Annotated in this window: 22 protein-coding genes and 1 pseudogene; 5 read left to right on the top strand and 18 right to left on the bottom strand. The window is 67.2% G+C overall.

Going from position 1 to position 24,163, the window contains the following annotated elements; translation table 11 throughout:
• The first annotated feature begins 55 nt into the window (after window positions 1-55).
• Window positions 56-1,114 carry an IS110 family RNA-guided transposase gene (locus JCM7685_RS16695; RefSeq protein ID WP_074968591.1) on the top strand — a complete coding sequence of 353 codons (1,059 nt, stop codon included), beginning with the start codon at window positions 56-58 and terminating at the stop codon, window positions 1,112-1,114.
• A gap of 578 nt (window positions 1,115-1,692) precedes the next feature.
• On the opposite strand, the gene glpK is transcribed toward JCM7685_RS16695, so the two are convergent.
• From glpK to glpD, 8 genes are all read right to left on the bottom strand, one after another.
• A complete protein-coding gene (gene glpK, locus JCM7685_RS16685) occupies window positions 1,693-3,186 on the bottom strand; it encodes a glycerol kinase GlpK (RefSeq protein ID WP_074966702.1) in 1,494 nt (497 codons plus the stop codon).
• A gap of 65 nt (window positions 3,187-3,251) precedes the next feature.
• A complete protein-coding gene (locus JCM7685_RS16680; protein ID WP_408634337.1) occupies window positions 3,252-4,934 on the bottom strand; it encodes an ABC transporter substrate-binding protein in 1,683 nt (560 codons plus the stop codon).
• A gap of 94 nt (window positions 4,935-5,028) precedes the next feature.
• A complete protein-coding gene (locus tag JCM7685_RS16675) occupies window positions 5,029-5,445 on the bottom strand; it encodes a DUF2160 domain-containing protein (protein WP_074966700.1) in 417 nt (138 codons plus the stop codon).
• Complete coding sequence (locus JCM7685_RS16670; RefSeq protein WP_074966699.1) at window positions 5,445-6,248, bottom strand: carbohydrate ABC transporter permease; 804 nt, start codon at window positions 6,246-6,248, stop codon at window positions 5,445-5,447. Before JCM7685_RS16670 ends, JCM7685_RS16675 begins: the two co-directional genes overlap by 1 nt.
• Window positions 6,248-7,135, bottom strand: coding sequence for a carbohydrate ABC transporter permease (locus JCM7685_RS16665; RefSeq protein WP_074966698.1), 888 nt, complete (start codon window positions 7,133-7,135; stop codon window positions 6,248-6,250). Before JCM7685_RS16665 ends, JCM7685_RS16670 begins: the two co-directional genes overlap by 1 nt.
• Complete coding sequence (locus tag JCM7685_RS16660) at window positions 7,135-8,211, bottom strand: ABC transporter ATP-binding protein (RefSeq protein WP_074966697.1); 1,077 nt, start codon at window positions 8,209-8,211, stop codon at window positions 7,135-7,137. Before JCM7685_RS16660 ends, JCM7685_RS16665 begins: the two co-directional genes overlap by 1 nt.
• Before the next feature lies 1 nt (window position 8,212).
• The gene (locus JCM7685_RS16655) at window positions 8,213-9,289 is read right to left on the bottom strand and encodes an ABC transporter ATP-binding protein (RefSeq protein ID WP_074966696.1); all 1,077 of its coding nucleotides are present in this window, start codon (window positions 9,287-9,289) and stop codon (window positions 8,213-8,215) included.
• Window positions 9,290-9,327: 38 nt separating this feature from the next.
• Window positions 9,328-10,887 carry a glycerol-3-phosphate dehydrogenase gene (gene glpD, locus JCM7685_RS16650; RefSeq protein WP_074966695.1) on the bottom strand — a complete coding sequence of 520 codons (1,560 nt, stop codon included), beginning with the start codon at window positions 10,885-10,887 and terminating at the stop codon, window positions 9,328-9,330.
• Between the two features lie 293 nt (window positions 10,888-11,180).
• Here glpD and JCM7685_RS16645 point away from each other — a divergent pair, with 293 nt between their 5' ends.
• From JCM7685_RS16645 to JCM7685_RS19925, 4 genes are all read left to right on the top strand, one after another.
• The gene (locus JCM7685_RS16645) at window positions 11,181-11,684 is read left to right on the top strand and encodes a cell wall hydrolase (protein ID WP_074966694.1); all 504 of its coding nucleotides are present in this window, start codon (window positions 11,181-11,183) and stop codon (window positions 11,682-11,684) included.
• Between the two features lie 205 nt (window positions 11,685-11,889).
• Complete coding sequence (cysD, locus tag JCM7685_RS16640) at window positions 11,890-12,822, top strand: sulfate adenylyltransferase subunit CysD (RefSeq protein WP_074966693.1); 933 nt, start codon at window positions 11,890-11,892, stop codon at window positions 12,820-12,822.
• Entirely contained in the window at window positions 12,822-14,744 is a 1,923-nt protein-coding gene (gene cysN / locus JCM7685_RS16635; RefSeq protein WP_074966692.1) for a sulfate adenylyltransferase subunit CysN, read from the top strand. Before cysD ends, cysN begins: the two co-directional genes overlap by 1 nt.
• Window positions 14,745-14,909: 165 nt before the next feature.
• Entirely contained in the window at window positions 14,910-15,086 is a 177-nt protein-coding gene (locus JCM7685_RS19925; RefSeq protein WP_170848902.1) for a hypothetical protein, read from the top strand.
• 256 nt (window positions 15,087-15,342) lie between these two features.
• Here the strand turns inward: JCM7685_RS19925 and JCM7685_RS16630 are convergent, their stop codons facing one another.
• The 10 genes and pseudogenes from JCM7685_RS16630 to JCM7685_RS16590 all read right to left on the bottom strand — a co-directional run bounded on the left by JCM7685_RS16630 (window position 15,343) and on the right by JCM7685_RS16590 (window position 24,107).
• A complete protein-coding gene (locus JCM7685_RS16630) occupies window positions 15,343-16,395 on the bottom strand; it encodes a hypothetical protein (protein WP_074966691.1) in 1,053 nt (350 codons plus the stop codon).
• Window positions 16,396-16,402: 7 nt separating this feature from the next.
• Window positions 16,403-17,158 (bottom strand): hypothetical protein, encoded by a 756-nt coding sequence (locus tag JCM7685_RS16625; RefSeq protein ID WP_074966690.1) that lies wholly within the window; start codon window positions 17,156-17,158, stop codon window positions 16,403-16,405.
• Between the two features lies 1 nt (window position 17,159).
• Window positions 17,160-18,089, bottom strand: coding sequence for a DUF3396 domain-containing protein (locus JCM7685_RS16620; RefSeq protein WP_074966689.1), 930 nt, complete (start codon window positions 18,087-18,089; stop codon window positions 17,160-17,162).
• On the bottom strand, window positions 18,089-19,198 hold the full coding sequence (locus JCM7685_RS16615) for a DUF4150 domain-containing protein (RefSeq protein WP_074966688.1): 1,110 nt from the start codon (window positions 19,196-19,198) through the stop codon (window positions 18,089-18,091). The genes JCM7685_RS16620 and JCM7685_RS16615 overlap by 1 nt, the downstream gene beginning before the upstream one ends.
• Window positions 19,199-19,207: 9 nt before the next feature.
• Window positions 19,208-20,203 carry a DUF2169 family type VI secretion system accessory protein gene (locus tag JCM7685_RS16610; protein WP_074966687.1) on the bottom strand — a complete coding sequence of 332 codons (996 nt, stop codon included), beginning with the start codon at window positions 20,201-20,203 and terminating at the stop codon, window positions 19,208-19,210.
• A gap of 9 nt (window positions 20,204-20,212) precedes the next feature.
• Window positions 20,213-20,620 carry a hypothetical protein gene (locus tag JCM7685_RS16605; RefSeq protein ID WP_074966686.1) on the bottom strand — a complete coding sequence of 136 codons (408 nt, stop codon included), beginning with the start codon at window positions 20,618-20,620 and terminating at the stop codon, window positions 20,213-20,215.
• Window positions 20,621-20,884: 264 nt separating this feature from the next.
• A complete protein-coding gene (locus tag JCM7685_RS19920) occupies window positions 20,885-21,037 on the bottom strand; it encodes a hypothetical protein (RefSeq protein ID WP_170848901.1) in 153 nt (50 codons plus the stop codon).
• Window positions 21,038-21,153: 116 nt separating this feature from the next.
• Window positions 21,154-22,671 (bottom strand): annotated as a pseudogene (locus JCM7685_RS16600) (tripartite tricarboxylate transporter permease).
• 3 nt (window positions 22,672-22,674) lie between these two features.
• A complete protein-coding gene (locus JCM7685_RS16595) occupies window positions 22,675-23,169 on the bottom strand; it encodes a tripartite tricarboxylate transporter TctB family protein (RefSeq protein WP_074966685.1) in 495 nt (164 codons plus the stop codon).
• Window positions 23,166-24,107 (bottom strand): Bug family tripartite tricarboxylate transporter substrate binding protein, encoded by a 942-nt coding sequence (locus JCM7685_RS16590; protein WP_074966684.1) that lies wholly within the window; start codon window positions 24,105-24,107, stop codon window positions 23,166-23,168. Before JCM7685_RS16590 ends, JCM7685_RS16595 begins: the two co-directional genes overlap by 4 nt.
• Window positions 24,108-24,163 lie beyond the last annotated feature (56 nt).

Genomic DNA, 24,163 nt, shown 5'->3' with positions numbered 1-24,163 from the left:
ACGGTGATCTGACCGGCTTTTGCCGGGCCACCACCAACCGGAATGGAGAGAGACGATGGACTATTTTGCAGGACTGGATGTTTCCCTTGAGATGACGAGCATCTGCATCGTGGATGCTGATGGGGCCGTGATGAAGGAGGCGAAGGTTGCTTCCGAACCGGGCGACCTCGTTGCGTTCTTCGAGCAGTGCGGCATGGTGATGAAGCGGATCGGCCTTGAAGCCGGCGCTCCGTCGCAATGGCTTTACGGCGGCATGGCCGAAGCCAGTCTGCCGGTCGTGTGCATCGAGACGCGGCACGCCAAGGCGGCGCTGTCGGCCATGCCGAACAAGACCGACCGCAACGATGCGCGCGGGATCGCCAACATCATGCGCACCGGCTGGTTCCGCGCCGTGCATGTGAAGACGCAGACCGCACAGGAGCTGCGCTTCCTGCTGGTTGCTAGACAGACGCTGGTGCGCAAGCTGATGGATATCGAGCTGGCGATCAGAGGCATGCTGCGAAGCTTCGGTATGAAGATGGGCGTGGTATCCAAGCGCAACTTCGAAGCGCGCGTTCTGGAACTCGCCGGGGGCCGTGCGATGCTGATGCGGGCGCTCAATCCGATGCTGACCGCGAGGCGCGCCCTGGCCATCGAATATGCCAACCTGCAAAAGGTGGCGATGGACTTCGCCCGTGACGACGACGTGTGCCGCCGGCTGATGACCGTTCCCGGCGTCGGCCCGATCGTGGCGCTGACCTATCGTGCGACCATCGACGTGCCGTCGCGGTTCCGACGCTCCAAATCGGTCGGGGCGCATCTGGGGCTGACGCCGCGCGCCTACCAGTCTGGCGAGGTCGACTGGAACGGGCGCGTCTCCAAGAGCGGCGACGCGATGGCGCGGGCCGCCCTCTACGAGGCCGCACACATCTTGCTGACCCGCGTGAAACGCTGGTCGTCGTTGAAGGCGTGGGGCATGCGGCTGGTGAAGAACCGCGGGCACAAGCGGGCTGTTACCGCGCTTGCGCGCCGGATGTCCGTGCTGATGCATCGTATCTGGGTCGAGGGAACTGTCTTCATCTGGAAGACGGGCGATAGCCAAGTCGTGGCCCCCGCCGCAGTTGGCGGAGCATGAGATTGCCAGTCGGTCATCCGCATCGTGGGAGGCTGACATAGGCTGAGAGATCCGCTGCGGCGGAGAGATGTCCCCCGAGGGGACGAGGGTTCGGGTGAGACCGTTCAGACTCTTGTCCGCATCGCGTTCTGCGATTGTGACGACGCGGGTTAGCTTGGCCGCCCGACCTTCCGATCCCTGCTTGTGGCGATCCTGATATCGACCACGGAAAGAAGCGTGAGCCGCTCGGGGTGATGTCGATGATCCGCTCATGGCGTGTCCTCCGGCTTGATGCCTGGAATCCACGGAAGACGGACAGATCGGGATGGCTCTTTCGCTGCTTGTTGCGAACGCGCACGATCATTGGCAAGATGATCGCGGATGGCACTGGGCGCGTGCTTCACACCCACAGAAACAGTTAAAGAAGAAACTGAGACAGCACCGTCGCCCACGGAACCAGAGCCCGCGCGGCATGGCAGTCGAGGGTCTGCTCCTCGTCCGAAGCAACGGCATCGCCGGGGACGACATATGGATGAAGCCGCCGGAGGATGACACGGCAGTTCTGGCGCGGACGGCCGCCCTCGGTCAGCCGGGGACGGTCAGGGCGCGGCGGCCGCGATGGTCGCCTGCACCGCCTTCTGCCAGCGGGCATAGCGGTGCTGCCGGCGCTCCTGCGCCATTTCCGGCAGGAACCGCCGCTCCAGGGCCCAATCCTGGGCGAAGCTGTCGGGATCCGGGCAAAGCCCCGCGGCCAGTCCGGCCAGATAGCCGGCGCCCAGCGCCGTGGTCTCGGTCACCCGCGGCCGGTCCACCGGCGCGCCCAGGATGTCGGCCAGGAACTGCATGGTCCAGTCGCTGGCCACCATGCCGCCGTCGACGCGCAGCACGCCCTCGGCCGCGGCGGGCCAGTCGGCGCGCATCGCTTCGAGCAGGTCGCGGGTCTGGAAGCCGACGCTTTCCAGCGCCGCGCGGGCGAATTCCGCCGGGCCCGAGTTGCGCGTCAGGCCAAAGATCGCGCCCCGGCACTCGGGCCGCCAATAGGGCGCGCCAAGGCCGGTAAAGGCCGGGACCAGCAGCAGTTCCTGCGAGGGATCGGCGGCCTCGGCCAGCGGCTGGGTCTCGGCGGCGTCGCGGATGATCTTCAGCCCGTCGCGCAGCCATTGCACCACGGCCCCGGCGATGAAGATCGAGCCCTCCAGCGCATAGGTCGTTCGTCCGTTCAGGCGATAGGCGATGGTGGTCAGCAGCCGGTTCGACGAGGGCACCATGTCGACGCCGGTGTTCAGAAGCGCGAAGCAGCCGGTGCCATAGGTCGATTTCATCATCCCGGGCGCGAAGCAGGCCTGGCCCACAGTCGCGGCCTGCTGGTCGCCGGCGACGCCGAGGATCGGGATCTCGCGGCCGAAAAGGTCGGCGCGGGTCATGCCGAAATCGCCGGCGCAGTCCCGGACCTCGGGCAGCAGCGCCATCGGGATGCCCAGAAGCGCGCATATCTCGTCGTCCCAGCGGTTTTCGGCGATGTTGTAAAGCAGGGTGCGGGCGGCATTGGTGGCGTCGGTGACGTGCCGCTTGCCGCCGGTCAGGTTCCAGATCAGCCAGCTGTCGACGGTGCCGAAGGCCAGTTCGCCCGCCTGCGCCCGGGCTCGCGCGCCGTCCACGTTGTCCAGCAGCCATTTCAGCTTGGTGCCCGAGAAATAGGGATCGAGCAGCAGCCCGGTGCGTGCCGAGATCATCGGCTCGTGCCCCTCGGCCTTCAGCCGGTCGCAGAGCGCGGCGGTGCGGCGGTCCTGCCAGACGATGGCGCGGTGCAGCGGCTGGCCGGTCTTGCGGTCCCACAAGAGCGTCGTCTCGCGCTGGTTGGTGATGCCGATGGCGGCGATGTCCGCGGCATGCAGCCCGGCCTTTTCCACCGCCGCCCGCGCCACGCCGGCGACGCTGACCCACAAGTCCAGGGCGTCGTGCTCGACCCAGCCCGAGGCGGGGAAATGCTGAGGGAACTCCTTTTGCGCCGAAGCGACGGGGTTGAGCTTGGTGTCGAAGACGATGGCGCGCGACGAGGTCGTGCCCTGGTCGATGGCAAGGATATGGATCATGGGCCGGTCTGTTCCACGGGTCGCAAGGCAAGGCGGGCAAGGCCGAGGCCTTGCCCGTCGTCAGATCATTTCTGCCAGGACTTGATCAGCTCGTCATAGGAAACCGTCTCGCCCTGCGGCTTTTCGTTTTCCAGCTTGCCGACCGGCGCGCCGGGGGCATCGAGCCATTCCTGCGGGTCCTTTTCCTCGTTCAGCTTCGGACCCAGATCGCCCTGCACCTTCGAGCGCTCCAGACGGGCCAGCACCTTTTCCTGCTCGGCGCAAAGCGCGTCCAGCGCCTCTTGCGGGGTCTTGGCGCCCGACAGCGCATCGCCGATATTCTGCCACCAGAGCTGCGCCAGCTTCGGATAGTCCGGGATATTGGTGCCGGTCGGCGACCATTGCGTGCGGGCGGGCGAGCGATAGAACTCGACCAGACCGCCCAGCTTGGGCGCGCGATCGGTGAAGTGCTGGCTGTCGATGGTGGACTGGCGGATGAAGGTTAGGCCCACGTCCGATTTCTTCACATCGACCGTCTTCGAGGTCACGAATTGCGCATAAAGCCAGGCGGCCTGCGCGCGGTCCACCGGGGTGGATTTCAAGAGCGTCCAGCTGCCCACGTCCTGGTAGCCGATCTTGGTGCCGTCGGACCAATAGGCGCCATGCGGGCTGGGGGCCATGCGCCATTTCGGCGTGCCGTCCTCGTTCATCACCGGGGTGCCGGGCTTGACCATGTCGGCGGTGAAGGCGGTATACCAGAACATCTGCTGGGCGATGTCGCCGCGCGCCGGGACCGGGCCGGCCTCGCCGAAGGTCATGCCCATGGCTTCCGGCGGCGTGTATTTCTTGAGCCAGTCGATGGCCTTGGTCACGGCATAGACCGCCGCCGCGTCATTGGTCGCGCCGCCGCGCGCCACGCAGGAGCCGACCGGGCGCGAGTTCTCGTCGACCCGGATGCCCCATTCGTCGACCGGCAGGCCGTTCGGCTCGCCCTTGTCGCCCATGCCGGCCATGGACATCCAGGCATCGGTGTAGCGCCAGCCCAGGCTGGGGTCCTTCTTGCCATAGTCCATGTTGCCCCAGGCCTTCTTGGGACCGCCCTCGATATAGGACATGTCGCGGCCGGTGAAGAATTCGGCGATGTCCTCATAGGCCGACCAGTTCACCGGCACGCCCAGGTCGTAGCCGTATTTGGCCTTGAAATCGTCCTTGGTCTTCTGGTCGTTGAACCAGTCGTAGCGGAACCAGTAGAGGTTCGCGAACTGCTGGTCGGGCAGCTGGTACAGGTCGCCGTCCGGCGCGGTGGTGAACTTCAACCCGATGAAATCGGGCAGGTCCAGCGTCGGGCTGGTGAAGTCCTTGCCCTCTTCGGCCATCCACTTGGTCAGGTCGCGGGCCTGCTGATAGCGCCAATGCGTGCCGATCAGGTCCGAGTCGTTGACATAGCCGTCATAGATGTTCTCGCCGGTCTGCATCTGGGTCTGCAGCTTTTCGACGACGTCGCCCTCGCCGATCAGGTCGTGGGTGATCTTGATGCCGGTGATCGCGGTAAAGGCCGGGGCCAGCACCTTGGATTCATATTCATGCGTGGTGATGGTTTCCGAGACCACCTTGATCTCCATCCCCGCCAGCGGCTTCGCGGCGTCGATGAACCACTGCATTTCCTTTTCCTGGTCGGCGCGGGGCAGCGTGGACATCTCCCCGATCTCGGCGTCCAGGAATTTCTTGGCGGCCTCCATGTCGGCCCAGGCCGGGGCACCCGTGACCATCAGCGCCAGCGCGATGGCTGTGGCCGCGCCGGCCCCTCTGTGCGATATGATTCTTGTCGGTCTCATGGTTTTCCTCCCTGACGAGACTTCTTGGTTAGACCCAGCGGAACACCGCTGCGGCAAAGACAAGGCACAGCGCGAGTGCCCACCACAGCGGCGGGCCCGCGAAGAACAGCCAGCCCAGGCAGATGAAAGCCGAGCCGAGCAGGCTGATGAACAGCCGGTCCCCGCGCGTCGTCTCGATGCGCAGGATGCCGGTGCGCGGGGTTTCGGGAAACCGCAGCGCAAGAATGGTGAAAAGCGTCAGCAGGCTGGCGATCACCCAGAAGAACAGCGCGACCGGGAAGGTCCAGGCCATCCAGCCGCCGGGGATCATCGGGTCGAACCATTGCTTTTCGCCGCTCGTGCTGGGGGTGGCCCAGAGCAGGAACGCCAGGGCAGCGCCCAGCACGGTGACGGCAGCGATGCAGATCGCGGTCCAGTTGACGCGGCGAACGGCCAGGTCGGTCATCACACCCTCCCCAGGGCGAAGCCCTTGGCAATGTAGTTGCGCACGAACCAGATGACGAGCGCGCCGGGGATGATGGTCAGCACCCCCGCCGCCGCCAGCACGCCCCAGTCCATGCCGGATGCGCTGACCGTGCGGGTCATGGTCGCGGCGATGGGCTTGGCGTTCACCGAGGTCAGCGTACGCGACAAGAGCAGCTCGACCCAGGAGAACATGAAGCAGAAGAAGGCCGCGACCCCGATGCCCGAGGCGATCAGCGGCATGAAGATCCGCACGAAGAAGCGCGGGAAGCTGTAGCCGTCGATATAGGCGGTCTCGTCGATCTCCTTCGGCACGCCGCGCATGAAGCCTTCCAGGATCCAGACCGCCAGCGGCACGTTGAAGAGGCAATGCGCCAGCGCCACCGCGATATGGGTGTCGAACAGCCCGATCGAGGAATAAAGCTGGAAGAAGGGCAGCGCGAAGACCGCCGGCGGCGACATGCGGTTGGTCAAGAGCCAGAAGAACAGGTGCTTGTCGCCCATGAAGTTGTAGCGCGAGAAGGCATAGGCGGCGGGCAGCGCCACGGCGATGGAAATCACCGTGTTCATAACCACATAGATGATCGAGTTCACATAGCCCATATACCAGCTGGGGTCGGTCAGGATCACCCGGTAGTTCCGCAGCGTCAGGTTGTGCGGGTAGAGGCTGAAGCTGCCGGTGATCTCGGCATTGGTCTTCAGGCTCATGTTGACCAGCCAATAGATCGGAATCAGCAGGAACAGCAGGTAAAGCACCATGACGATGGCCGAGGGTTTGAGGCGCATCACAGGCCCTCCGGAATGTCGGACGGGTTTCGGTCCATGCTGGTCATCACGGTGTAGAACACCCAGGAGACCAGCAGGATGACCAGGAAATACATCAGGCTGAAGGCGGCCGCCGGGCCCAGGTCGAACTGCCCGACCGCCATCTTCACCAGGTCGATGGACAGGAAGGTGGTCGAGTTGCCGGGACCGCCGCCGGTGACGACGAAGGGCTCGGTATAGATCATGAAGCTGTCCATGAAGCGCAGCAGCACGGCGATCAGCAGCACGCCCTTCATCTTCGGCAGCTCGATATAGCGGAACACGGCCCAGCGGCTGGCCTGGTCGATGCGCGCCGCCTGGTAATAGGCCTGCGGAATGGATTGCAGCCCGGCATAGCAGAGCAGCGCGACAAGCGAGGTCCAGTGCCAGACGTCCATGACGATGACCGTGACCCAGGCGTCGATCGGGTCGTTGGTATAGTTGTAGTCCAGCCCCAGGGCCTCAAGCGTATGGCCCAGCAGGCCGATGTCGACGCGGCCGAAGATCTGCCAGATCGTGCCGACCACATTGAAGGGGATCAGCAGCGGCAGCGCCATCAGCACCAGCACCAGGCTGGACCAGAAGCCCTTCTGCGGCATGTTCAGCGCCACGAAGATGCCCAGCGGCACCTCGATGGCGAGGATGATGGCCGAAAACAGCGCCTGCCGCCCCAGCGCCTCGTGCAGGCGCGAGGAATGCACCATCTCGTCGAACCATTCGAGCCCGGCCCAAAAGAATTCGTTGTTGCCGAAAGTGTCGTTGAAGGCATAGTTCACCACCGTCATCAGCGGGATCACCGCCGAGAAGGCGACGATCACCAGGACCGGCAGCACCAGGAACCAGGCCTTGTTGTTCCAGGTCTTTTCCATCAGCCTTCCCCCTCCGGCGCCACGCGCCAGTCATCGGCATAGACGTTGATCTTGGACGGCAGGAACGCCACGCGCGGCTCGGCCGGCAGGGCGCCGCCCTCGGGCAGGACCAGGTTCAGCGCCCGGCCCGCGACCTCGCCGCGCAGCAGGCGGTGACGGCCGACGTCCTCGATCCGGCGCACGGCCAGCGGCAGGCCCTCCGCCGCCAGCGCGACGTGTTCGGGGCGGATGCCGATCTGCACCCGGCCCGCCAGCGCCGGATAGCGGGCGCCCAGGGCCACGATCTCGCCGCCCGGCAGCCGGGCCTGATCGCCGCGCACCTCGGCGTCCAGGAAGTTCATCCCCGGCGAGCCGATGAAATAGCCGACGAAGCTGTGGGCCGGACGCTCGAACAGCTCCTCGGGCGTGCCGATCTGGACGACCCGGCCGTCATACATGACCACGACCTTTTGCGCGAAGGTCAGCGCCTCGGTCTGGTCATGGGTGACATAGATCATGGTATGGCCGAACTGGCGGTGCAGTTCCTTGAGCTGGGTGCGCAGTTCCCATTTCATATGCGGGTCGATGACGGTCAGCGGCTCGTCGAAGAGGATCGCGTTCACGTCCTCGCGCACCATGCCGCGGCCAAGGCTGATCTTCTGCTTGGCGTCGGCGGTCAGTCCCTGGGCCTTGCGCGCCAGCATCGCCTCCATGCCGATCATCGCGGCGATGCGGTCGACGCGCGCCTTGATATAGGCCGCGTCCTTGCCGCGGTTCTTCAGCGGAAAGGCCAGGTTCTCGCGCACGGTCATGGTGTCGTAGACGACCGGGAACTGGAACACCTGCGCGATGTTGCGGGCCGCCGTCGGCGCGTCGGTCACGTCGCGGTCGCCGAACAGCACCCGGCCGTGGCTGGGCCGCAACAGCCCCGAGATGATGTTCAAGAGCGTGGTCTTGCCGCAGCCGGACGAGCCCAGCAGCGCATAGGCGCCGCCGTCCTGCCAGACGTGGTCCATTTCCTTCAGCGCGTAATCCGCTTCCGATGTCGGATGCGGGTTATAGCTGTGGGCCAGGTTCTTCAGCGTGATCTGCGCCATGTCAGGCCGCCTTCGCATAGGATGCGGGCGCGGCCAGCCGGCCGTCCGCGTCGAACAGATAGACATGCGCCGGGTCCAGCCAGACCGTCAGCGGCTGGCCCGCGCTCAGCACATGCACGCCCTCGACCAGACCGACCCAGCGGTCGGCGCCGTGATCGACATGGATGAAGGTTTCCGAGCCGGTGATCTCGGTCGCGACCAGCGTGCAGGGGAACGCCACCGCCGCCGGGCTGTGCCGTTCCAGCGACAGGTGATTGGCGCGAAAGCCGGCCAGATAATCGCCATCGGGCAGGCCGGGAACGGCGGGCACCGCGACTTCGCCCAGCAGCAGCCGGTCGCCGCGCCGGGTGGCGGGGACGAAATTCATCGGCGGATCGCTGAACACCCGCGCCGTGGTCGCATCGACCGGCGCGCGATAGACCTGCGGTGTCGGGCCGAATTGCGTCACCCGGCCCTGCCACAGCGTCGCGGTATGGCCGCCCAGCAGCAGCGCCTCTTCGGGCTCGGTGGTGGCATAGACGAAGATCGCGCCGGATGCCTCGAAGATGCGCGGGATCTCGACGCGCAATTCCTCGCGCAGCTTGTAGTCGAGGTTCGCCAGTGGCTCGTCCAGCAGCACCAGCCCCGCGCCCTTGACCAGCGCCCGGGCCAGCGCGCAGCGCTGCTGCTGGCCGCCCGACAGCTCCAGCGGCTTGCGCGCCAGCATCGGCGTCAGGCGCAGCATCTCGGCGGTCTCGCGCACCTTGCGGTCGATCTCGTCCCGCGGCCGGCCCAGGATGCGCAGCGGCGAGGCGATGTTTTCATAGACCGAAAGCCCGGGGTAGTTGATGAACTGCTGATAGACCATGGCGACGCCGCGGTCCTGCACGCGCTGGCCGGTCACGTCCCGGCCCTGCCACAGGATGCGGCCGGCGGTCGGCTGGTCGAGCCCGGCCATCAGGCGCATCAGGCTGGTCTTGCCCGAAAGAGTCGGGCCCAGCAGCACGTTCATCGTGCCCTCGCGCAAGGTCAGGCTGGTCGGGTGGATATGCACCCTTCCGCCGACAAGACGCGAGACGCCCTGCAATTCCAGCGCCATTCCTTCTCCTCCCCTCGCCGCCCCCTCCGGGCGGCGGATCATCGCGATCCGACGAAGCCTTCCAGCGCGCGGATCTGGTTGTCGCTCATGTGCAGCCCCAGCTTGGTGCGGCGCCACAGGATGTCCTCGGCCGTGCAGGCGAATTCGTTGGCAATGAGCCAGTTTACCTCGGTCTCGCTCAGCCCGGCACCGAAATCGCGGCCCAGGTCCGCAAGACTTTGCGCGCCGTCCAGCATCAGGAAGGCCTCGGTGCCATAGGTGCGCACCAGCCGCTGCGCGAGGCGCGCGGTCAGGAACGGAAAGCCGGCCCGAAGCCGCGCGATCAGTTCGGGGGCGCCGTCGACCGGGAAATCGCCGCCGGGCAGCGCCACGCCGGCCGTCCAGGGCTGGCCGGCCTGCGGAAAGAACGGCGCGAGCTTTTCCAGCGCGCCTTCGGCCAGCCGGCGATAGGTGGTGATCTTGCCGCCGAAGACATTCAGCAGCGGCGGCCCCCGGGTGTCGAGGCTTAGCACATAGTCCCGCGTCGCCGCCGTCGCCGACTTGGCGCCGTCGTTGTAGAGCGGCCGCACGCCGGAATAGGTCCAGACCACCTGCTGGGGCGTCACCGGCGCGGCGAAATACTGGCTGGCGAAGGCGCAGAGATAGTCGCGCTCGGCGTCCGAGCAGCGCGCCTCGCCCGGCGGACCCTGGTGGTCCATGTCGGTGGTGCCGATCAGGGTGAAATCCTGCTCATAGGGGATGGCGAAGATGATGCGCCCGTCGCTGCCCTGGAAGAAATAGCAGCGGTCGTGGTCGTAGAGCTTCGGCACCACGATATGGCTGCCGCGCACCAGCCGCACCCCTTCCGACGAGCGGATATGCGCGACATTGCGGATCACGTCCTCGACCCAGGGGCCGCCGGCGTTGACCAGGGCGCGGGCCTGATGGGTCTGCAGACCCTCGGGACCTTCGGTCGTGACCTGCCACAGATCGCCGACGCGCTCGACATGGGTGACGCGGGTGCGGGTCAGGATGGTGGCGCCGCGGGCTGCCGCGTCGCGCGCGTTCAGCGCCACCAGCCGCGAATCCTGCACCCAGCAGTCGGAATATTCCCAGCCGCGCCGGAAGCCGGGCTTCAGCGGCTTGCCGAAGCGGTCGGTCGCGAGATCCAGCCGCGTGGTGCCGGGCAGGATCTTGCGCCCGCCAAGGTGGTCATAAAGAAACAGCCCCAGCCGGATCAGCCAGGCCGGCCGGCGGCCGCGCGTCCAGGGCATGACCAGGCCCAGCAGGCGCGAGGTCGGCGTGTCGCTTTCAAAGCGCATCTGCGGCGAATAGGGCAGCACGAAGCGCATCGGCCAGCTGATATGGGGCATGGCGCGCAGCAGGGTCTCGCGCTCCTCCAGCGCCTCGCGCACCAGGCGGAACTCGAAGAACTCCAGATAGCGCAGCCCGCCGTGGAACAGCTTGGTCGAGGCGGAGGAGGTCGCCTGCGCCAGATCGCCCATCTCGGCCAGCGTCACCGACAGTCCGCGGCCGGCCGCGTCGCGCGCGATGCCGCAGCCGTTGATGCCGCCGCCAAGAACGAAAAGGTCGGTTGCAGGTCGCGCTTCCGATGACACGCCGGTCCCTCCCTTTCGTGCTGCCGCAAAGGTGCAATGCCGGCGTCGCAACGGTCAAGCATTAATTTTCGTTTATGATCGTTTCATAACAAAAACGAACTTCAATGCGCGGCAGCGCAGCAAGATTGGCGCAAAATTGCTGCGCTTGCAGCATGGACCTGCGGCGGATGCGCGCTTCCTTTCGCCCATCCGCGCGGCGCGACCCGACGAATCGGCGCCGCAACGATCCCTGTTGAAGCCGGGCTTCCGCTCTTGCTAAGCATCCACAGCGCAGAGAACAGGAAGGAAAGCCAATGCCAGCCCCAACCCCGAAACTGCGGATCGCCGCCCTGTCCGCCCTGGTCCTGCTGGTTGCGGGCTGCGGCCTGGGGAGGCGCCACAGCCCGCTGGAATGTATGGAGCGGGCGATGTATTTCGAATCCAACCGCTCCAGCCGCGACGGCATGATCGCCGTGGGCAGCGTGGTGATGAACCGGGTCGAATCCGGACAGTATCCGCGCTCGATCTGCGGCGTCGTCGGCCAGCGCGGGCAGTTCGCGCCGGGCATCATGACGCGGCGCATGAACGACAGCGGCCTGCCCAAGGTGCGCGAGGCCGCCCGCGCCGTCATGCGGGGCGAGCGCCACCCGATGATCGGCAATGCGATGTTCTTCCACGCCGCCAGCCACCGCTTCGGCTATGACAACATGCATTATGTCCTCGTGGCCGGCGGCAATGCCTTCTACGAGAAGCGCAAGAGCCATCTCGTTACCCAGCCCGTGCCGCCGCGGCCGGTCGAGGGCGTCACCGGCTGGTAGCCCGGCCCCGACAAAGCGAACGCAAACGAATATTTCCGAGCACGCGCTTGTCGGCCCTTGCGCCGCGGCGGCGTCCTTGACGGCCGGCGCGATGCACATCCCCGTGCGCCACCGGCGGAGGAAGGCGGATTCCCGCTCTGGTGGTCTTGGTATTGTCCGGAAAATCTGGCAAAGGACGGCGCATCGTTGAACAGGGGCCATCCACATGAGCAGCACCGAGACAGAAACCCTGGGTCAGGCGGCCACGCTGACCCATCTTCAAAGGCTTGAGGCCGAGAGCATCCAGATCATGCGCGAGGTGGTCGCCACCGCCGACAATCCGGTGATGCTCTATTCGGTGGGCAAGGACTCGGCCTGCATGCTGCATCTGGCGAAAAAGGCCTTCTACCCGGCACCGCCGCCCTTCCCGCTCTTGCATGTGGACACGACCTGGAAGTTCCGCGCCATGTACGAGCTGCGCGACCGCGCCGCGGCCGAGGCGGGCATGGAACTGATTGTCCACCACAACCCCGAGGCGATGGAAAAGGGCATCAATCCCTTCGACCACGGCAGCCTGCACACCGACATGTGGAAGACGGACGGGCTGAAACAGGCCCTGACCCAGTTCAATTTCGACGTGGCCTTCGGCGGCGCGCGGCGCGACGAGGAGAAATCCCGCGCCAAGGAGCGTGTGTTCTCGTTCCGCTCGGCCAACCACCGCTGGGATCCCAAGAACCAGCGCCCCGAGTTGTGGAAGCTCTACAACACCCGCAAGGGCAAGGGCGAATCGATCCGGGTGTTCCCGCTGTCGAACTGGACCGAGCTCGACATCTGGCAATATATCCACCTGGAAGGCATCGACATCGTGCCGCTGTATTTCAGCGAGCCGCGCCCGGTCGTGGAACGCGACGGGCTGCTGATCATGGTCGACGACGAACGCTTCCGCCTGCGCGACGGCGAACAGCCGATGATGAGATCGGTGCGCTTCCGCACGCTGGGCTGCTATCCGCTGACCGGCGCCGTGGAATCCGAGGCCAGGACCCTGCCCGAGGTCATCCAGGAGATGCTGCTGACCACGACCTCGGAGCGTCAGGGCCGCGCCATCGACCACGACCAGTCCGCCTCGATGGAGAAGAAGAAACAAGAGGGGTATTTCTGATGAACCTTGAGAACAAAGACCCCGTCTATGTCACCGAAGCGCTGATCGCCGAGGATATCGACGCCTATCTGCTGAAGCACCAGCACAAGACCATGCTGCGCTTCATCACCTGCGGCTCGGTCGACGACGGCAAGTCGACGCTGATCGGCCGGCTCTTGTACGACAGCAAGATGATCTTCGAGGATCAGCTGGCAAGCCTTGAAAACGACAGCAGATCGGTCGGCACCCAGGGCGGCGAGATCGACTTTGCCCTGCTGGTCGACGGGCTGGCCGCGGAGCGCGAACAGGGCATCACCATCGACGTGGCCTATCGCTTCTTTGCCACCGACAAGCGCAAGTTCATCGTCGCCGACACTCCCGGCCACGAGCAATATACCCGCAACATGGTCACCGGCGCCTCGACCGCCGATCTGGCGGTGATCCTGATCGACGCGCGCCAAGGCGTGCTGACCCAGACCCGGCGCCACAGCTATCTGGTGAACCTGCTCGGCATCAAGAACGTGGTGCTGGCGGTGAACAAGATGGATCTGGTCGATTACTCGGCCGAGCGCTTCTACGAGATCGTCAGCGATTACAGCCATTTCGCCAAGCAGATCGGCATGGACAGCTTCCTGCCGATCCCGATCTCGGGGCTCAAGGGCGACAACATCGTCACCAAAAGCGCCGCGATGCCCTGGTACCAGGGCCCGACCCTGCTGGGCCACCTGGAAGAGGCGCCGGTCAACGATGCCCGCATGCAGGAACAGCCCTTCCGCATGGCGGTGCAATGGGTCAACCGGCCGAACCTGGACTTCCGCGGCTTCGCCGGCCAGATCGGCGCCGGACAGGTCGCGCCGGGCGACGCGATCCGGGTGCTGCCCTCGGGCAAGACCACGACGGTCAAGTCCATCGTCACCTTCGACGGCGATCTGGACCAGGCGGTGGCCGGGCAATCCGTCACCATCACCTTCGCCGATGAGATCGACTGCTCGCGCGGCGACGTGATCGCTCAGACGGACGCGCCCTGCGAAGTGGCCGACCAGTTCGAGGCGACGCTGGTGTGGATGGCCGAGCAGGAGATGCTGCCGGGCCGGCCCTATATCCTGAAGATCGGCACCCAGACCGTGACCGCGACCGTCACCGAGCCCAAGTATGAGGTGAACGTCAACACGCTGGAACATCTGGCCAGCAAGACGCTGGGCCTGAACGCGATCGGCGTGGTGAACATCTCGACCGACCGGCCGATCCCCTTCGAGGCCTACGCCACCAACCCCGACCTGGGCGGCTTCATCCTGATCGACCGGATGTCGAATGCCACGGTCGCGGCCGGCATGATCCATTTCGCGCTGCGCCGCTCGCAGAACGTGCATTGGCAGGCGCTGGATGTCGACCGCGAGGCCCATGCCAGCCTGAAGAACCAGAAGCCCGCCGTGGTCTGGTTCACCGGCCTGTCGGGTTCGGGCAAGTCGACCATCGCCAATATCGTCGAGAAGAAGCTGCATGCGCTCGGCAAGCACACCTTCCTGCTGGACGGCGACAACATCCGCCACGGGCTGAACCGCGACCTGGGCTTCACCGATGCCGACCGGGTGGAAAACATCCGCCGCGTGGGCGAGGTCGCCAAGCTGATGACCGACGCCGGGCTGATCGTGCTGACCGCCTTCATCTCGCCCTTCCGCTCGGAACGGCAGATGGTGCGCGACCTGATGGCGCCGGGCGAGTTCGTCGAGGTCTTTGTCGACACGCCGCTGGCGGTCGCCGAATCGCGCGACGTCAAAGGGCTCTACAAGAAGGCGCGTTCGGGCCAGCTGAAGAACTTCACCGGCATCGACAGCCCCTATGAACTGCCCGAGAACGCCGAGATCACGGTCAATACCGTCGATCTGACGCCCGAGGATGCCGCCGAACGCATCGTGCAGCATGTGTTGACCCGCATGAGCTGACGCGGCCAACCCCGCGGAATTGAATAATAAGCCAGGCAAAAGGGCGGGGTCGGCAACGGCTCCGCCCTTTCCATGCGTCCTTTCGGCAACACTGTCCGAAAGTGGTATTGTTGTTCCGCCCATGTGCAAGGCAGGCTGGGCGAAAGAACAGCAGGAGATGACCAAATGAAAGGCACGGTCACGATCACGGGCCGCAACGGCGCGCTGGTTTCGGGCGAATACGAGGTGACGGGCGACCGGCTTCGGGTGGTCTATGAGGGACAGGAACGGCTGGCCCGCATCGACGCCTGGCAGGTCGATCATCTTGCCGAGGCTTTGCTGCGCGACCTCTGGCTGGGCTAGCGCGCACGCCGCACCGCAGACAAGCCGAAGGGCGAGGCCCTCGATCCAGAGAAGCACCGGATCGAGGGGCCTTAACCAGCCAGCACAACAGCCGCGCCGATTCCCCGGTCGAGAGCGTCAGGCGGACGAAAAGCACGGTGTTCCCTGCCCGTCCTTCCCGACCTCCGCATCTGCAGCAGTTCATTCGATACAGGGTAACGGTTCCGGAATCCCGGAGGCGATTCGTCGCCCCTGCATTGCCGCCTCCGGCGCGGAATCAGCCCGGAAAGGGCAGGACCTCGGCGGCAGCGGGCCACTGCAGGATGAAGGCGCCGCGGCCGCCGTCGCGTTCGTTGCCGCACAGCACCAGCGCGGGACCGGCCGCGCCCTTGGCCGACGCTTCGCGCGCGGTGGCGCAGGCGGTGGCCAGCCAGCCGGCACCGACATGGCCGAATCTTTGCGCCGGATGGATCGGCTCGATCCCCTCCTGCGCCAGAAGGCCGGTCATCCTGACCATAGCATAGGACAGTTCCGAGGCGCGGTAGCGGCTGTTGTTCCAATCGCTGAAAAGCGCCTGCGGCGCGGCAAGCCCCAGGCGCTCGGCCTGGTCCAGCACCGCCAGCGCCGCATCGCTCAAGCCGGTGAAGGCGCTGTCGCGTTCGGCTTGGGCGGGCACCGGCTCTTCGGCTTCGGCCAAGGCGGCCACCTGCAAGGCGGGTGCGTGCACGGCATCCGCCTCGACCAGCGCGGCGATGGCGGCCTCGCCGGGGACCAATCCCCAGGGATTGTCGCGGCTGAACAGCCCATTCGCGTCGCAAAGCGCATTCAGCCGGCGCCGGCAGCAGAAACTGTCCGCCGCGATCAGCAGCACGGGCCGGCCCTGCGCCGTCAGTTCGGCCGCGGCCCGCAGCGCGGGCACCGCGGTCGCGGCGTCGCCCCGCAGCGCCACCACCGGACCATCCGGAGGGATCCAGCCGCTGTTGCGCAGCTCCTGCACGATGTCCCCGGCGATGGCCTGCGCCTGCGCTTCCTCCAGCCCCGGATCGCCGCAGGGTGTCAGCAGCACCAGCCCCACCGCCGGCCAGGTCCGGCCCAAAGCAGCGAAGGACTCGCCCAGATCCTGCAACGCCTCGGCGACCAGCGCCCGCATCCGGGCCTTGGCCCCGTCCAGCGTGGCGCCGGGGGCGAAGGCGCACAGCTGCGGCCGGAAGTCGGCGCCGATGAAATCCGACCGGCGGGCCAACGGCAACAGGTCCTCCTCGGCCGCCGCGATGATCGCGGCCAGGCCTTTGCCGAAAGCCGTGGACAGGCCGGACGCCGTGATCTGCATGTCCGGTTCAGGCCTCGATCGGTTCGGGCACCGGGGCGGGACCCAGGCAGGCCAGGATGGCGTGCAGGGCCGCCGCCTCGATCGAGATCGAGGTGATCGCCAGGTCGTCGCCCGCGGGGAAATATTCCTCGTCCCCCGGCTCGTGCTCGGCCGGCGTGCCGGGCGGCAGGAAGCCGCATAGCGCCGACAGCATCAGGATCGCGTCCTCGGTCTCGGCATCGGGCATCCACGCCGCCCATCCGGGAACCAGCAGCCGCTCGGCCTGCCAGACCGGACCCGGCACGCCGCCCAGGTGGAACGGGTCGAAGGGCGCCGCCGGCCCCTCGCCTTCGGCGGTGATCTCGATGCCGGCGACCTCGGTCTCAAAATCGGTGCCGGCATAGATGGCCAGCGCCGCCTCGCGGTCGCCGTCGAGCGCATCCAGCAATTGCTGGAAATCGCCGGGGTCGTTGTCGTTGGCGGCGATGAGCAGCCGCAGCGCGACCACGAGCAGGTCGCGCGGCAGCGGATCGGCCTGAAGCAGGACCTCGATCAGGTCTGGGCCGACTGCTGCGACCGAAACCTCAAGCCCGCGCGCGCCCAGAAAGCCGCGCCCGGCCAGATGGCGCAGCGGAGCAAAGCTGTCCGCCAGCGTCTCGGCATCGCCGGCCAGGTCCAGTTTCACCGCCTTTTCCGCGCTGTAGCGCAGGGTCAGCCGCGCCCGCCGGGGGTTCTGCGGCACCGGGCCGAGCGTCAGCTTGGCGATATATTTCTGCACCGTCATGTCATGCCCCGTAACGTGTGAACCAGTCTTCCAGCCGGTCGATCTTTTCATCGCCGCCGCCGCTGCCGAACAGCACGTTGCGGACATAGTTCCACTCGACGCGCGCCGGCCGCAGCGATTGGGCCACGGCGCGATAGACCGAGATATCCTCGGCCCGGTTCACGTCGCCCCAGATCGGCGCCGGGCCGGCGGTGATCGCGGTAAAGCCGCCATGATCACGAATCTCGACCCCCGCCGTTCCGGCCAGCGCCGACAGATCCAGCGCCGCGCCAAGGTCCGGACCCATCAGGCAACGCCAGCCGATGTCGGGGATGCGAGGGGTATCCTCCTCGCCGCCGCCGGCCGGGCGGCGCAGCGCGCGCTCGGCCTGGTCGGGCTGCACCTCGATGGCGGCGCGAAAGCGCGGCGTGACCCGGGGCAGCATCCAGACCAGGCTGTCCTTGGCCGTCGGCAGATAGAGGCCCATGCCCATCACGCCCCAGACCAGCGGCAGCCCGGCGACGGCCGCGCAGAAGGCATCGGCAAAGCCCACCGGATCGGGCGTGTCGGGCGGCAACTCGACCTGGATCAGCGCCAGATGGGCGCGCTGCTCGATGCGCAGATGCGGCGGCGCGACGATGGCATCGGGCGCGTCCAGCCAGCCGTTGAAGCGCAGGGTCGAGGGCCATTCGAACGGTGCCTGCGCCAGCCATTCCCGCGCCTGGGCGATGGTCCGGTCATCGACCGGCTGCGGCGCAGGCCTGCGTGACCCGCCCCCCGCCTTGATGAACCAGGCCAGCCGGTCACCGGCGGCGACCAGGAACAGGTCAAGCACCCGCAGCGCCGCCGCCCGCATCCGCGGATCGGCCACGGGCAGATCGAAGAAGCCCATCATCCGAAAGGCCGGCAGGGCGAAGGTGGTCTCGTTGTATTGCAGCGGCGCGGGGGGCATCAGATCATCCCCACCGGCGGCGCGCCCGCCGCCTTGTCGCATTGGCAGGTCTGGTTGTCGACCTTTTGCGGCACCTTGTCGTTCCCCAGCGCCTGGCCGTAGGCCTCTTGCTGGCGCTGCGCGGATTGCCAGTCGTCCTGGTATCCGGTCGCGGGATCGTCGAACTTGAAATCGTAGATGTCCTGCAGGGCGCCGTCCTGGTCCATGACCGCGAAATCGGGCTGGATGCGGATCGCCTTGTCCATCAACAGGTCGCTCGACTTGATCATGTCATAGACCTCCTTGACCGAGATGGCGGTATCCACCACGTCGTAGATCGTCGACAGCACGTTCAGCCCCGGCACCAGCTTCAGCCAGGCGCGGCCGGCCATCTGCGCACCCTTCTGCACGATCTTGCGCTGCATCAGCTTCTCGACCTGGCGCTTGATCGCCCGTTCCAGCCCCGAGCGGTCGTAGATCTTGCGCGCGCCCTCGAAGATCTTGTCGGCGGTGGAATAGAAGGTGCGCTCGGCGGCGCCCAGCCGGTTGCCGAGCGCGCGGCTGAGCGTGCTGCCCTTGTTGGCGAGCTGGCGCTCCAGCTTGTCCTTGGCCAGCCCCGAGGGGCGCGGGCAGTTCGTCCGCCCCGAGCGCTTGCACTGGTGCCATTCGTCGCGCGCCTCGCAGAAGACCTTGCACAATTCGCGCATGATCGGGTCGGTGATCGCCGCCGGCACCTCGTAATGCCCGCCGGCGCCCGAGATGCAGTTGCGGTTGTTCATGAACATCTTGTCCGACAGCCGGGCGATGTTGCGCCCCTCGACGCGGACGTTGGGCGACCAGGTGATCCAGGTGCTTTCATGCAGCTGCGTGCCAGAGATCACGCCCTTGTTCACCCCCGGCTCGTCGCCGATGCAGCGGCTGTGGGCCGAGCCCCGGCAGTCGATGGTATTGCCGCCGTCGGCCAGCACCGTCCGCGTCCCGCGCACCAGGTCGCGCGAGAAGGAGATGATCGAGAAGGGCACCGGCACGTTGTTCGCCAGCCGGCAGACATCCGGGGTCGAGTTCACCTCGTGCCCGCCGGTGCCCCTGTGCGAGATCGTCAGACCGTTGGCCGAAACGGTATGGGCCATGCGTCCTCCCTATCCTTGCGCCGCATCGAAGGCGGGCATGTCGGGCGCGGCGACGGCGAAGCCCTGCAGCTCGCGCAGGGCGATGAAGCTGCGCTCGACCTTGACGTCGAATTGCGCGGCGCCGATGGGCAGCGCCGCCTGCAGCACCATGGACAGGCGCATGGCGTCGCTGTCGATGGTCAGCATCTGCAGGCGCGGCGGATGCTGCACCCATTGGCCGCGAAACCGGGTCGCCACCTCGAACCCCAGCCGGGGCAGCGCGAAGCGCAGCGGCTGCGGCGCGATGCCGATCAGTTCAACCGGGGCGCCGAACAGGGCCTCGGGGTCCAGCCATTGGTCGGGCGGCGCCGCCTGCCAATAGCGCGGGTCCAGATCGGCCGGCAGCAGGGGCGCGCGGCGGCGCAGCCACGCCTGGTCGTAGGTGCCGCCCAGCCGGCTGCGCTGCGGCCAGCCATGGGGCACGGGGGCGAAGCTGACCGGCACCCGGCTGCTTTCGCCCTGACCCTCGGGGACGAGGCGCGGCAGCGCGGCCCCCTCTTGCCAGAGCGTGCCCCGGCCCAGCGGGTTCTCGGCCACCTCGGGACCGCCCCAGGTCGCGGTCCAGTCCAGGGGCACGGGGGCGCCGGGCTGCGGTGCGGGACGCGGCCGGCCGCGATGCCATTGCCGCGCCGGCAGCACGCGCAGCGCCTTGCGCCAGTCGCCGATGAGCAGGCTGGCGGTCCAGCCCCGGTCGGGGCTCGCCCCGTCCGGCGGATGGGCATGGCCCGACAGCAGCACGTCGCAGAACGGTCGCGGCAGCGAGATGTCGCGGTCCGCCACCATCCGCTCGCCCTCGGTCAGCGGCGCCTGCAGCAGGGGCGGCTGCGGCACCAGATGGCGCAGGGGCTGATCGGGCCGGATGGCGAAACTGGCCTTCAGCACGATGCTCCACAGGCTGCGGCCTTGATGGTCGCGCTGGAAGCCCGCCCAATGCGGAAAGGGGCTGCGGTTTTCAACCTGCCACATCTGCGGCCCTCAGTTCAGGTCGATCCAGGCCCCGCGCAGGCCCATGCGCCCGGCGGAATCGATGGTGATGTCCTGCGCCTTCAACCGCATGCGGCCGTCGGGATGCAGGCGGATCTGCGCCTTGCCGCAGCCGATGCTGACCCAGCCCTCGGCATCGGCGCCGCCCTGGGCCAGCCCGGCCCGGGCCGCCTGCGCGGCGGTGACATAGCCCAGCACCACCGTCCGGCCGGGAATGTCCCTGCAGACCGCGACCAGCCCAGCGGCGGCCCGCGGCAGGTCCGACAGCACCAGCAGCGCGCCCGGCACGGGCTCGGCCAGTACCGGCAGCCCGTCGGCGCCCCGGCCCAGCACCAGCCGCAACTGCAGGTCGCCCTGCGCGGCGGCCTCGGGTTCGGAAAGGAACGGCTCGTGCTTCATGCCGCACCTCGTCCCGGCAGGGCCGGGCGGATCGGGCGGCCGCGACGGCAGGCCTGGCTTTTGGGGGCGTTCATCCGGGCCTCCGCGAAAAATACTCAAACAAAACTGGCGGCATATTGCCCGCAGCGCGCGGCCAAGCCAAGCACCAACTGAACGTCACTTACGCAAAGGCCCGGGACGGCGGCACGGACATGAAAAAGCCGCCCGGATCCGAAGATCGGGGCGGCGGCATGGGTGTCGTCGGATCGGCCGGACCGGCCGCGATCACAGATGGATCGCGCGGAAGGCCTTTTGCGAGATGCCCAGCATTTTCAGGTCGCGCGCATCCGGGCTGCGGTGCATGTCCACCGCGGCGGCGGCATGGACAGCGGCGCGGAAGGCGCCGAAGAACGAGCGGAGGGACTGAAGGGCGGTCATCTGATTTGCCTGTCTGGTCTTGGTTTCAACAAGACACAGATGGGCCCGCACGCGTCCATCCGCAACGCGCATTCGGTCAGACCCGCCATGACCTGGGATCATGGCGGGTCTTGGGATCAGTCCTCGTCGCCGGCCAGCTGCGCCAGCACCTCGCCCTTGCCGCGCGCGCGCAGGATCAGCGGCACGATCAGCGCCAGCGCGGCCAGGCCCAGCAGCGTGGCCGCGATGGGCGAGTGCAGCAGATAGCTCCAGTCGCCCTGGCTGATCGACAGCGCCCGGCGCAGCTGCTGCTCGGCCATCGGGCCCAGGATCAGGCCGACGACGATGGGCGCGATGGGATAGCCGTAAAGCCGCATCACATAGCCCAGCACGCCGAAGCCCAACAGCATCCCCAGTTCGACGCTGGAGGGGTTGGCGCCGATGGTGCCCAGGGTCGCGAACAGCAGGATGCCGGCATAGAGCCAGGGCTTGGGAATGGTCAGCAGCTTCACCCACAGCCCGATCAGCGGCAGGTTCAGCACCAGCAGCATCGCGTTCGCGATCAGCAGGCTGGCGATCAGCCCCCAGACCAGCGTCGGGTTGGTGGCAAAGAGCAGCGGGCCTGGCTGCAGCCCGAACTGCTGGAAGCCCGCCAGCATGATCGCCGCCGTGGCCGAGGTCGGCAGGCCCAGCGTCAAGAGCGGCACCAGCGTGCCCGCCGCGCTGGCGTTGTTGGCGGCCTCAGGACCGGCCACGCCCTCGATGGCGCCCTGGCCGAACTCCTCGGGGTGCTTGGTCAGCTTCTTCTCGGTCGCCTAGCTCAGGAAGGTGCCGATCTCGGCCCCGCCGGCCGGCATGGCGCCGATCGGGAAACCGATCACGGTGCCGCGCAGCCAGGGCTTCCAGGACCGTGCCCAGTCCTGGCGGTTCATCCAGACCGAGCCCTTGACGGCGGTGACCTCGTCGTCGTGCTGCACGCGCTGGCCGGCGATGAACAGCGCCTCGCCCACCGCGAACATGGCGACGGCCATGGTGGTGACCTCGATCCCGTCCAGAAGCTCGGCCTGGCCGAAGGACAGCCGCGCCTGCCCGGTCAGCTGGTCGATGCCGACGCAGGCCAGCGCCAGGCCCAGGAACAGCGAGGTCAGCCCGCGAAGGGCGGAATCGCCGAAAGCGGCCGAGACGGTGACGAAGGCCAGGACCATCAGCGCGAAATATTCGCGCGGGCCGAACACCAGCGCCACCTTGACGATGGTCGGCGCCAGGAAGGCCAGCAGCAGCGTCGCGATCAGCCCGGCGATGAAGCTACCGATGGCGGCGGTGGCCAGTGCCGGCCCGCCCCGGCCCTTGCGGGCCATCTTGTTGCCTTCCAGCGCGGTGATGATCGAGGCGCTCTCGCCCGGCGTGTTCAGCAGGATCGAGGTGGTCGAACCGCCGTACATGCCGCCGTAATAGATGCCGGCGAACATGATCAGCGACCCCGCCGGGTCCAGCCGATAGGTGACGGGCAGAAGCAGCGCCACGGTCAGCGCCGGGCCGATGCCGGGCAGGACGCCCACGGCGGTGCCCAGCGTCACGCCGATCAGCGCATAGAACAGCAGCATCGGGTCCGAGGCGGTGGCCAGCCCCTGCATCAGGAAGTCGAAGGCGCTCATGGTTCAGCCCCCCGGAAAGACCAGATGCTCCAGCGGGCCGGGCGGCAGGTGCAGCATCAGGAGTTGCGAGAAGATCACCCAGACCAGGAAGGACAGGGCGATGCCGACCGGCAGGGTCAGCGCCAGGTTGCGCTTGCCGAAGGCCCGGGCGGTGCAGGCGAAAAGGACGCCGGTCGCGATGGAAAAGCCCGCGACATGCAGAAGCAGCAGCTGGGCGGCAAGTCCGGCGACGATCCACAGCACCGGCGCGACGCGCTGCGGCGGACGCTCGGGAAAGTCGCCGCGCAGCGCCTCGATGGCGGTCCAGACGCCCAACCCGATCAGGCATCCGGCCACCACGCGGGGCACGCTGGCCGGGCCGACGCCGGAATAGCCGCCCAGATCGGCCAGCCGGGCGCTGTCCCACAGCATCACCCCGGCGATCACCACCAGCCCCAGGGCGATGACAAGCGCCGCCACATCCGGGCGGCGCTTGGTTTGCGGTTGCAACTCGCTCATTTCACCAGACCGATGTCCTTGAGGATCGTGGCGGTGGATTCCTCGTCCTTGGCGAGCTGGGCGTCGAATTCCGGCCCGGCCAGGAAGGTGTCGATCCAGCCCTTGTCGGCCAGCTGCTTCTGCCAGTTCTCCGACTTGGCCATCTTCTCGATATCGGCGGTGACCTTGGCCTTCTGCTCGTCCGAAAGCCCCGGCGCGGCCGCGACCATGCGCCAGTTCTGCAGGTCGACGTCCAGGCCCGATTCCTTCAGCGTCGGCGCGTCCACGCCCTCGATCCGCTCGGGCGACGAGACCGCGAGCAGGCGCAGGGTGCCGGCCTTGACCTGGGACTCGAACTCGCCCAGCGAGGAAACGCCCGCGGTGACCTGGTTGCCCAGGATCGCGGCCAGCGCCTCGCCGCCGCCGGAATAGGCGATGTAGTTGATCTTGGTCGGATCGACGCCGGCCGCCTTGGCGATCAGGCCGACGGCGATATGGTCGGTGCCGCCGGCCGAGCCGCCGGCCCAGCTGACCCCGCCCGGGTTTTCCTTGAGCTTGGCGATCAGCCCGGCCATGTCCTGGATCTCGGACGCGGCCGGGACCACGATGGCCTCGTATTCGCCGGTCAGCCGGGCGATGGGCGTCACGTCCTTCAGCGAGACGGGCGAGCCGTTGGTCAGGATGGCGCCGACCATGACATAGCCGCCGACGATCAGCGCGCTCGGGTTGCCCTTGTTCTGGCTGGCGAATTGCGCCAGGCCGATGGTGCCGCCGGCGCCGGGCACGTTCTGGACCTGCACCGATTTCGAGATGCCTTCCTCTTGCATCACGGTCTGCATGGTGCGCGCGGTCTGGTCCCAGCCGCCGCCGGGGTTGGCGGGCGCGATGATGGTGTAATCGGCCATGGCCGGCAGCGCCATGGCGCCGGCGAAGAGGCTGGCGAGAACGAGATGCTTCATGGTTTCCTCCGCATCGGCCGAACGCGCGCGGCGCCGGCCCGTTTTCTGTTATTCAT

This window comes from Paracoccus aminovorans (assembly GCF_900005615.1).
Classification (GTDB): domain Bacteria; phylum Pseudomonadota; class Alphaproteobacteria; order Rhodobacterales; family Rhodobacteraceae; genus Paracoccus; species Paracoccus aminovorans.
Note: the sequence above shows the minus strand (reverse complement) of the source record. Positions and strands in the feature narration are given on the sequence as shown.

What these genes read in the sequence shown, in the direction of transcription:
- JCM7685_RS16695 (WP_074968591.1), top strand. Translation starts at nt 56, where the DNA reads ATGGACTATTTTGCAGGACTGGATGTTTCCCTTGAGATGACGAGCATC.
- glpK (WP_074966702.1), bottom strand. Translation starts at nt 3,186, where the DNA reads ATGATCCATATCCTTGCCATCGACCAGGGCACGACCTCGTCGCGCGCC.
- JCM7685_RS16680 (WP_408634337.1), bottom strand. Translation starts at nt 4,934, where the DNA reads ATGGTCACGGGTGCCCCGGCCTGGGCCGACATGGAGGCCGCCAAGAAA.
- JCM7685_RS16675 (WP_074966700.1), bottom strand. Translation starts at nt 5,445, where the DNA reads ATGACCGACCTGGCCGTTCGCCGCGTCAACTGGACCGCGATCTGCATC.
- JCM7685_RS16670 (WP_074966699.1), bottom strand. Translation starts at nt 6,248, where the DNA reads ATGCGCCTCAAACCCTCGGCCATCGTCATGGTGCTTTACCTGCTGTTC.
- JCM7685_RS16665 (WP_074966698.1), bottom strand. Translation starts at nt 7,135, where the DNA reads ATGGAAAAGACCTGGAACAACAAGGCCTGGTTCCTGGTGCTGCCGGTC.
- JCM7685_RS16660 (WP_074966697.1), bottom strand. Translation starts at nt 8,211, where the DNA reads ATGGCGCAGATCACGCTGAAGAACCTGGCCCACAGCTATAACCCGCAT.
- JCM7685_RS16655 (WP_074966696.1), bottom strand. Translation starts at nt 9,289, where the DNA reads ATGGCGCTGGAATTGCAGGGCGTCTCGCGTCTTGTCGGCGGAAGGGTG.
- JCM7685_RS16645 (WP_074966694.1), top strand. Translation starts at nt 11,181, where the DNA reads ATGCCAGCCCCAACCCCGAAACTGCGGATCGCCGCCCTGTCCGCCCTG.
- cysD (WP_074966693.1), top strand. Translation starts at nt 11,890, where the DNA reads ATGAGCAGCACCGAGACAGAAACCCTGGGTCAGGCGGCCACGCTGACC.
- cysN (WP_074966692.1), top strand. Translation starts at nt 12,822, where the DNA reads ATGAACCTTGAGAACAAAGACCCCGTCTATGTCACCGAAGCGCTGATC.
- JCM7685_RS19925 (WP_170848902.1), top strand. Translation starts at nt 14,910, where the DNA reads ATGAAAGGCACGGTCACGATCACGGGCCGCAACGGCGCGCTGGTTTCG.
- JCM7685_RS16630 (WP_074966691.1), bottom strand. Translation starts at nt 16,395, where the DNA reads ATGCAGATCACGGCGTCCGGCCTGTCCACGGCTTTCGGCAAAGGCCTG.
- JCM7685_RS16625 (WP_074966690.1), bottom strand. Translation starts at nt 17,158, where the DNA reads ATGACGGTGCAGAAATATATCGCCAAGCTGACGCTCGGCCCGGTGCCG.
- JCM7685_RS16620 (WP_074966689.1), bottom strand. Translation starts at nt 18,089, where the DNA reads ATGCCCCCCGCGCCGCTGCAATACAACGAGACCACCTTCGCCCTGCCG.
- JCM7685_RS16615 (WP_074966688.1), bottom strand. Translation starts at nt 19,198, where the DNA reads ATGGCCCATACCGTTTCGGCCAACGGTCTGACGATCTCGCACAGGGGC.
- JCM7685_RS16610 (WP_074966687.1), bottom strand. Translation starts at nt 20,203, where the DNA reads ATGTGGCAGGTTGAAAACCGCAGCCCCTTTCCGCATTGGGCGGGCTTC.
- JCM7685_RS16605 (WP_074966686.1), bottom strand. Translation starts at nt 20,620, where the DNA reads ATGAAGCACGAGCCGTTCCTTTCCGAACCCGAGGCCGCCGCGCAGGGC.
- JCM7685_RS19920 (WP_170848901.1), bottom strand. Translation starts at nt 21,037, where the DNA reads ATGACCGCCCTTCAGTCCCTCCGCTCGTTCTTCGGCGCCTTCCGCGCC.
- JCM7685_RS16595 (WP_074966685.1), bottom strand. Translation starts at nt 23,169, where the DNA reads ATGAGCGAGTTGCAACCGCAAACCAAGCGCCGCCCGGATGTGGCGGCG.
- JCM7685_RS16590 (WP_074966684.1), bottom strand. Translation starts at nt 24,107, where the DNA reads ATGAAGCATCTCGTTCTCGCCAGCCTCTTCGCCGGCGCCATGGCGCTG.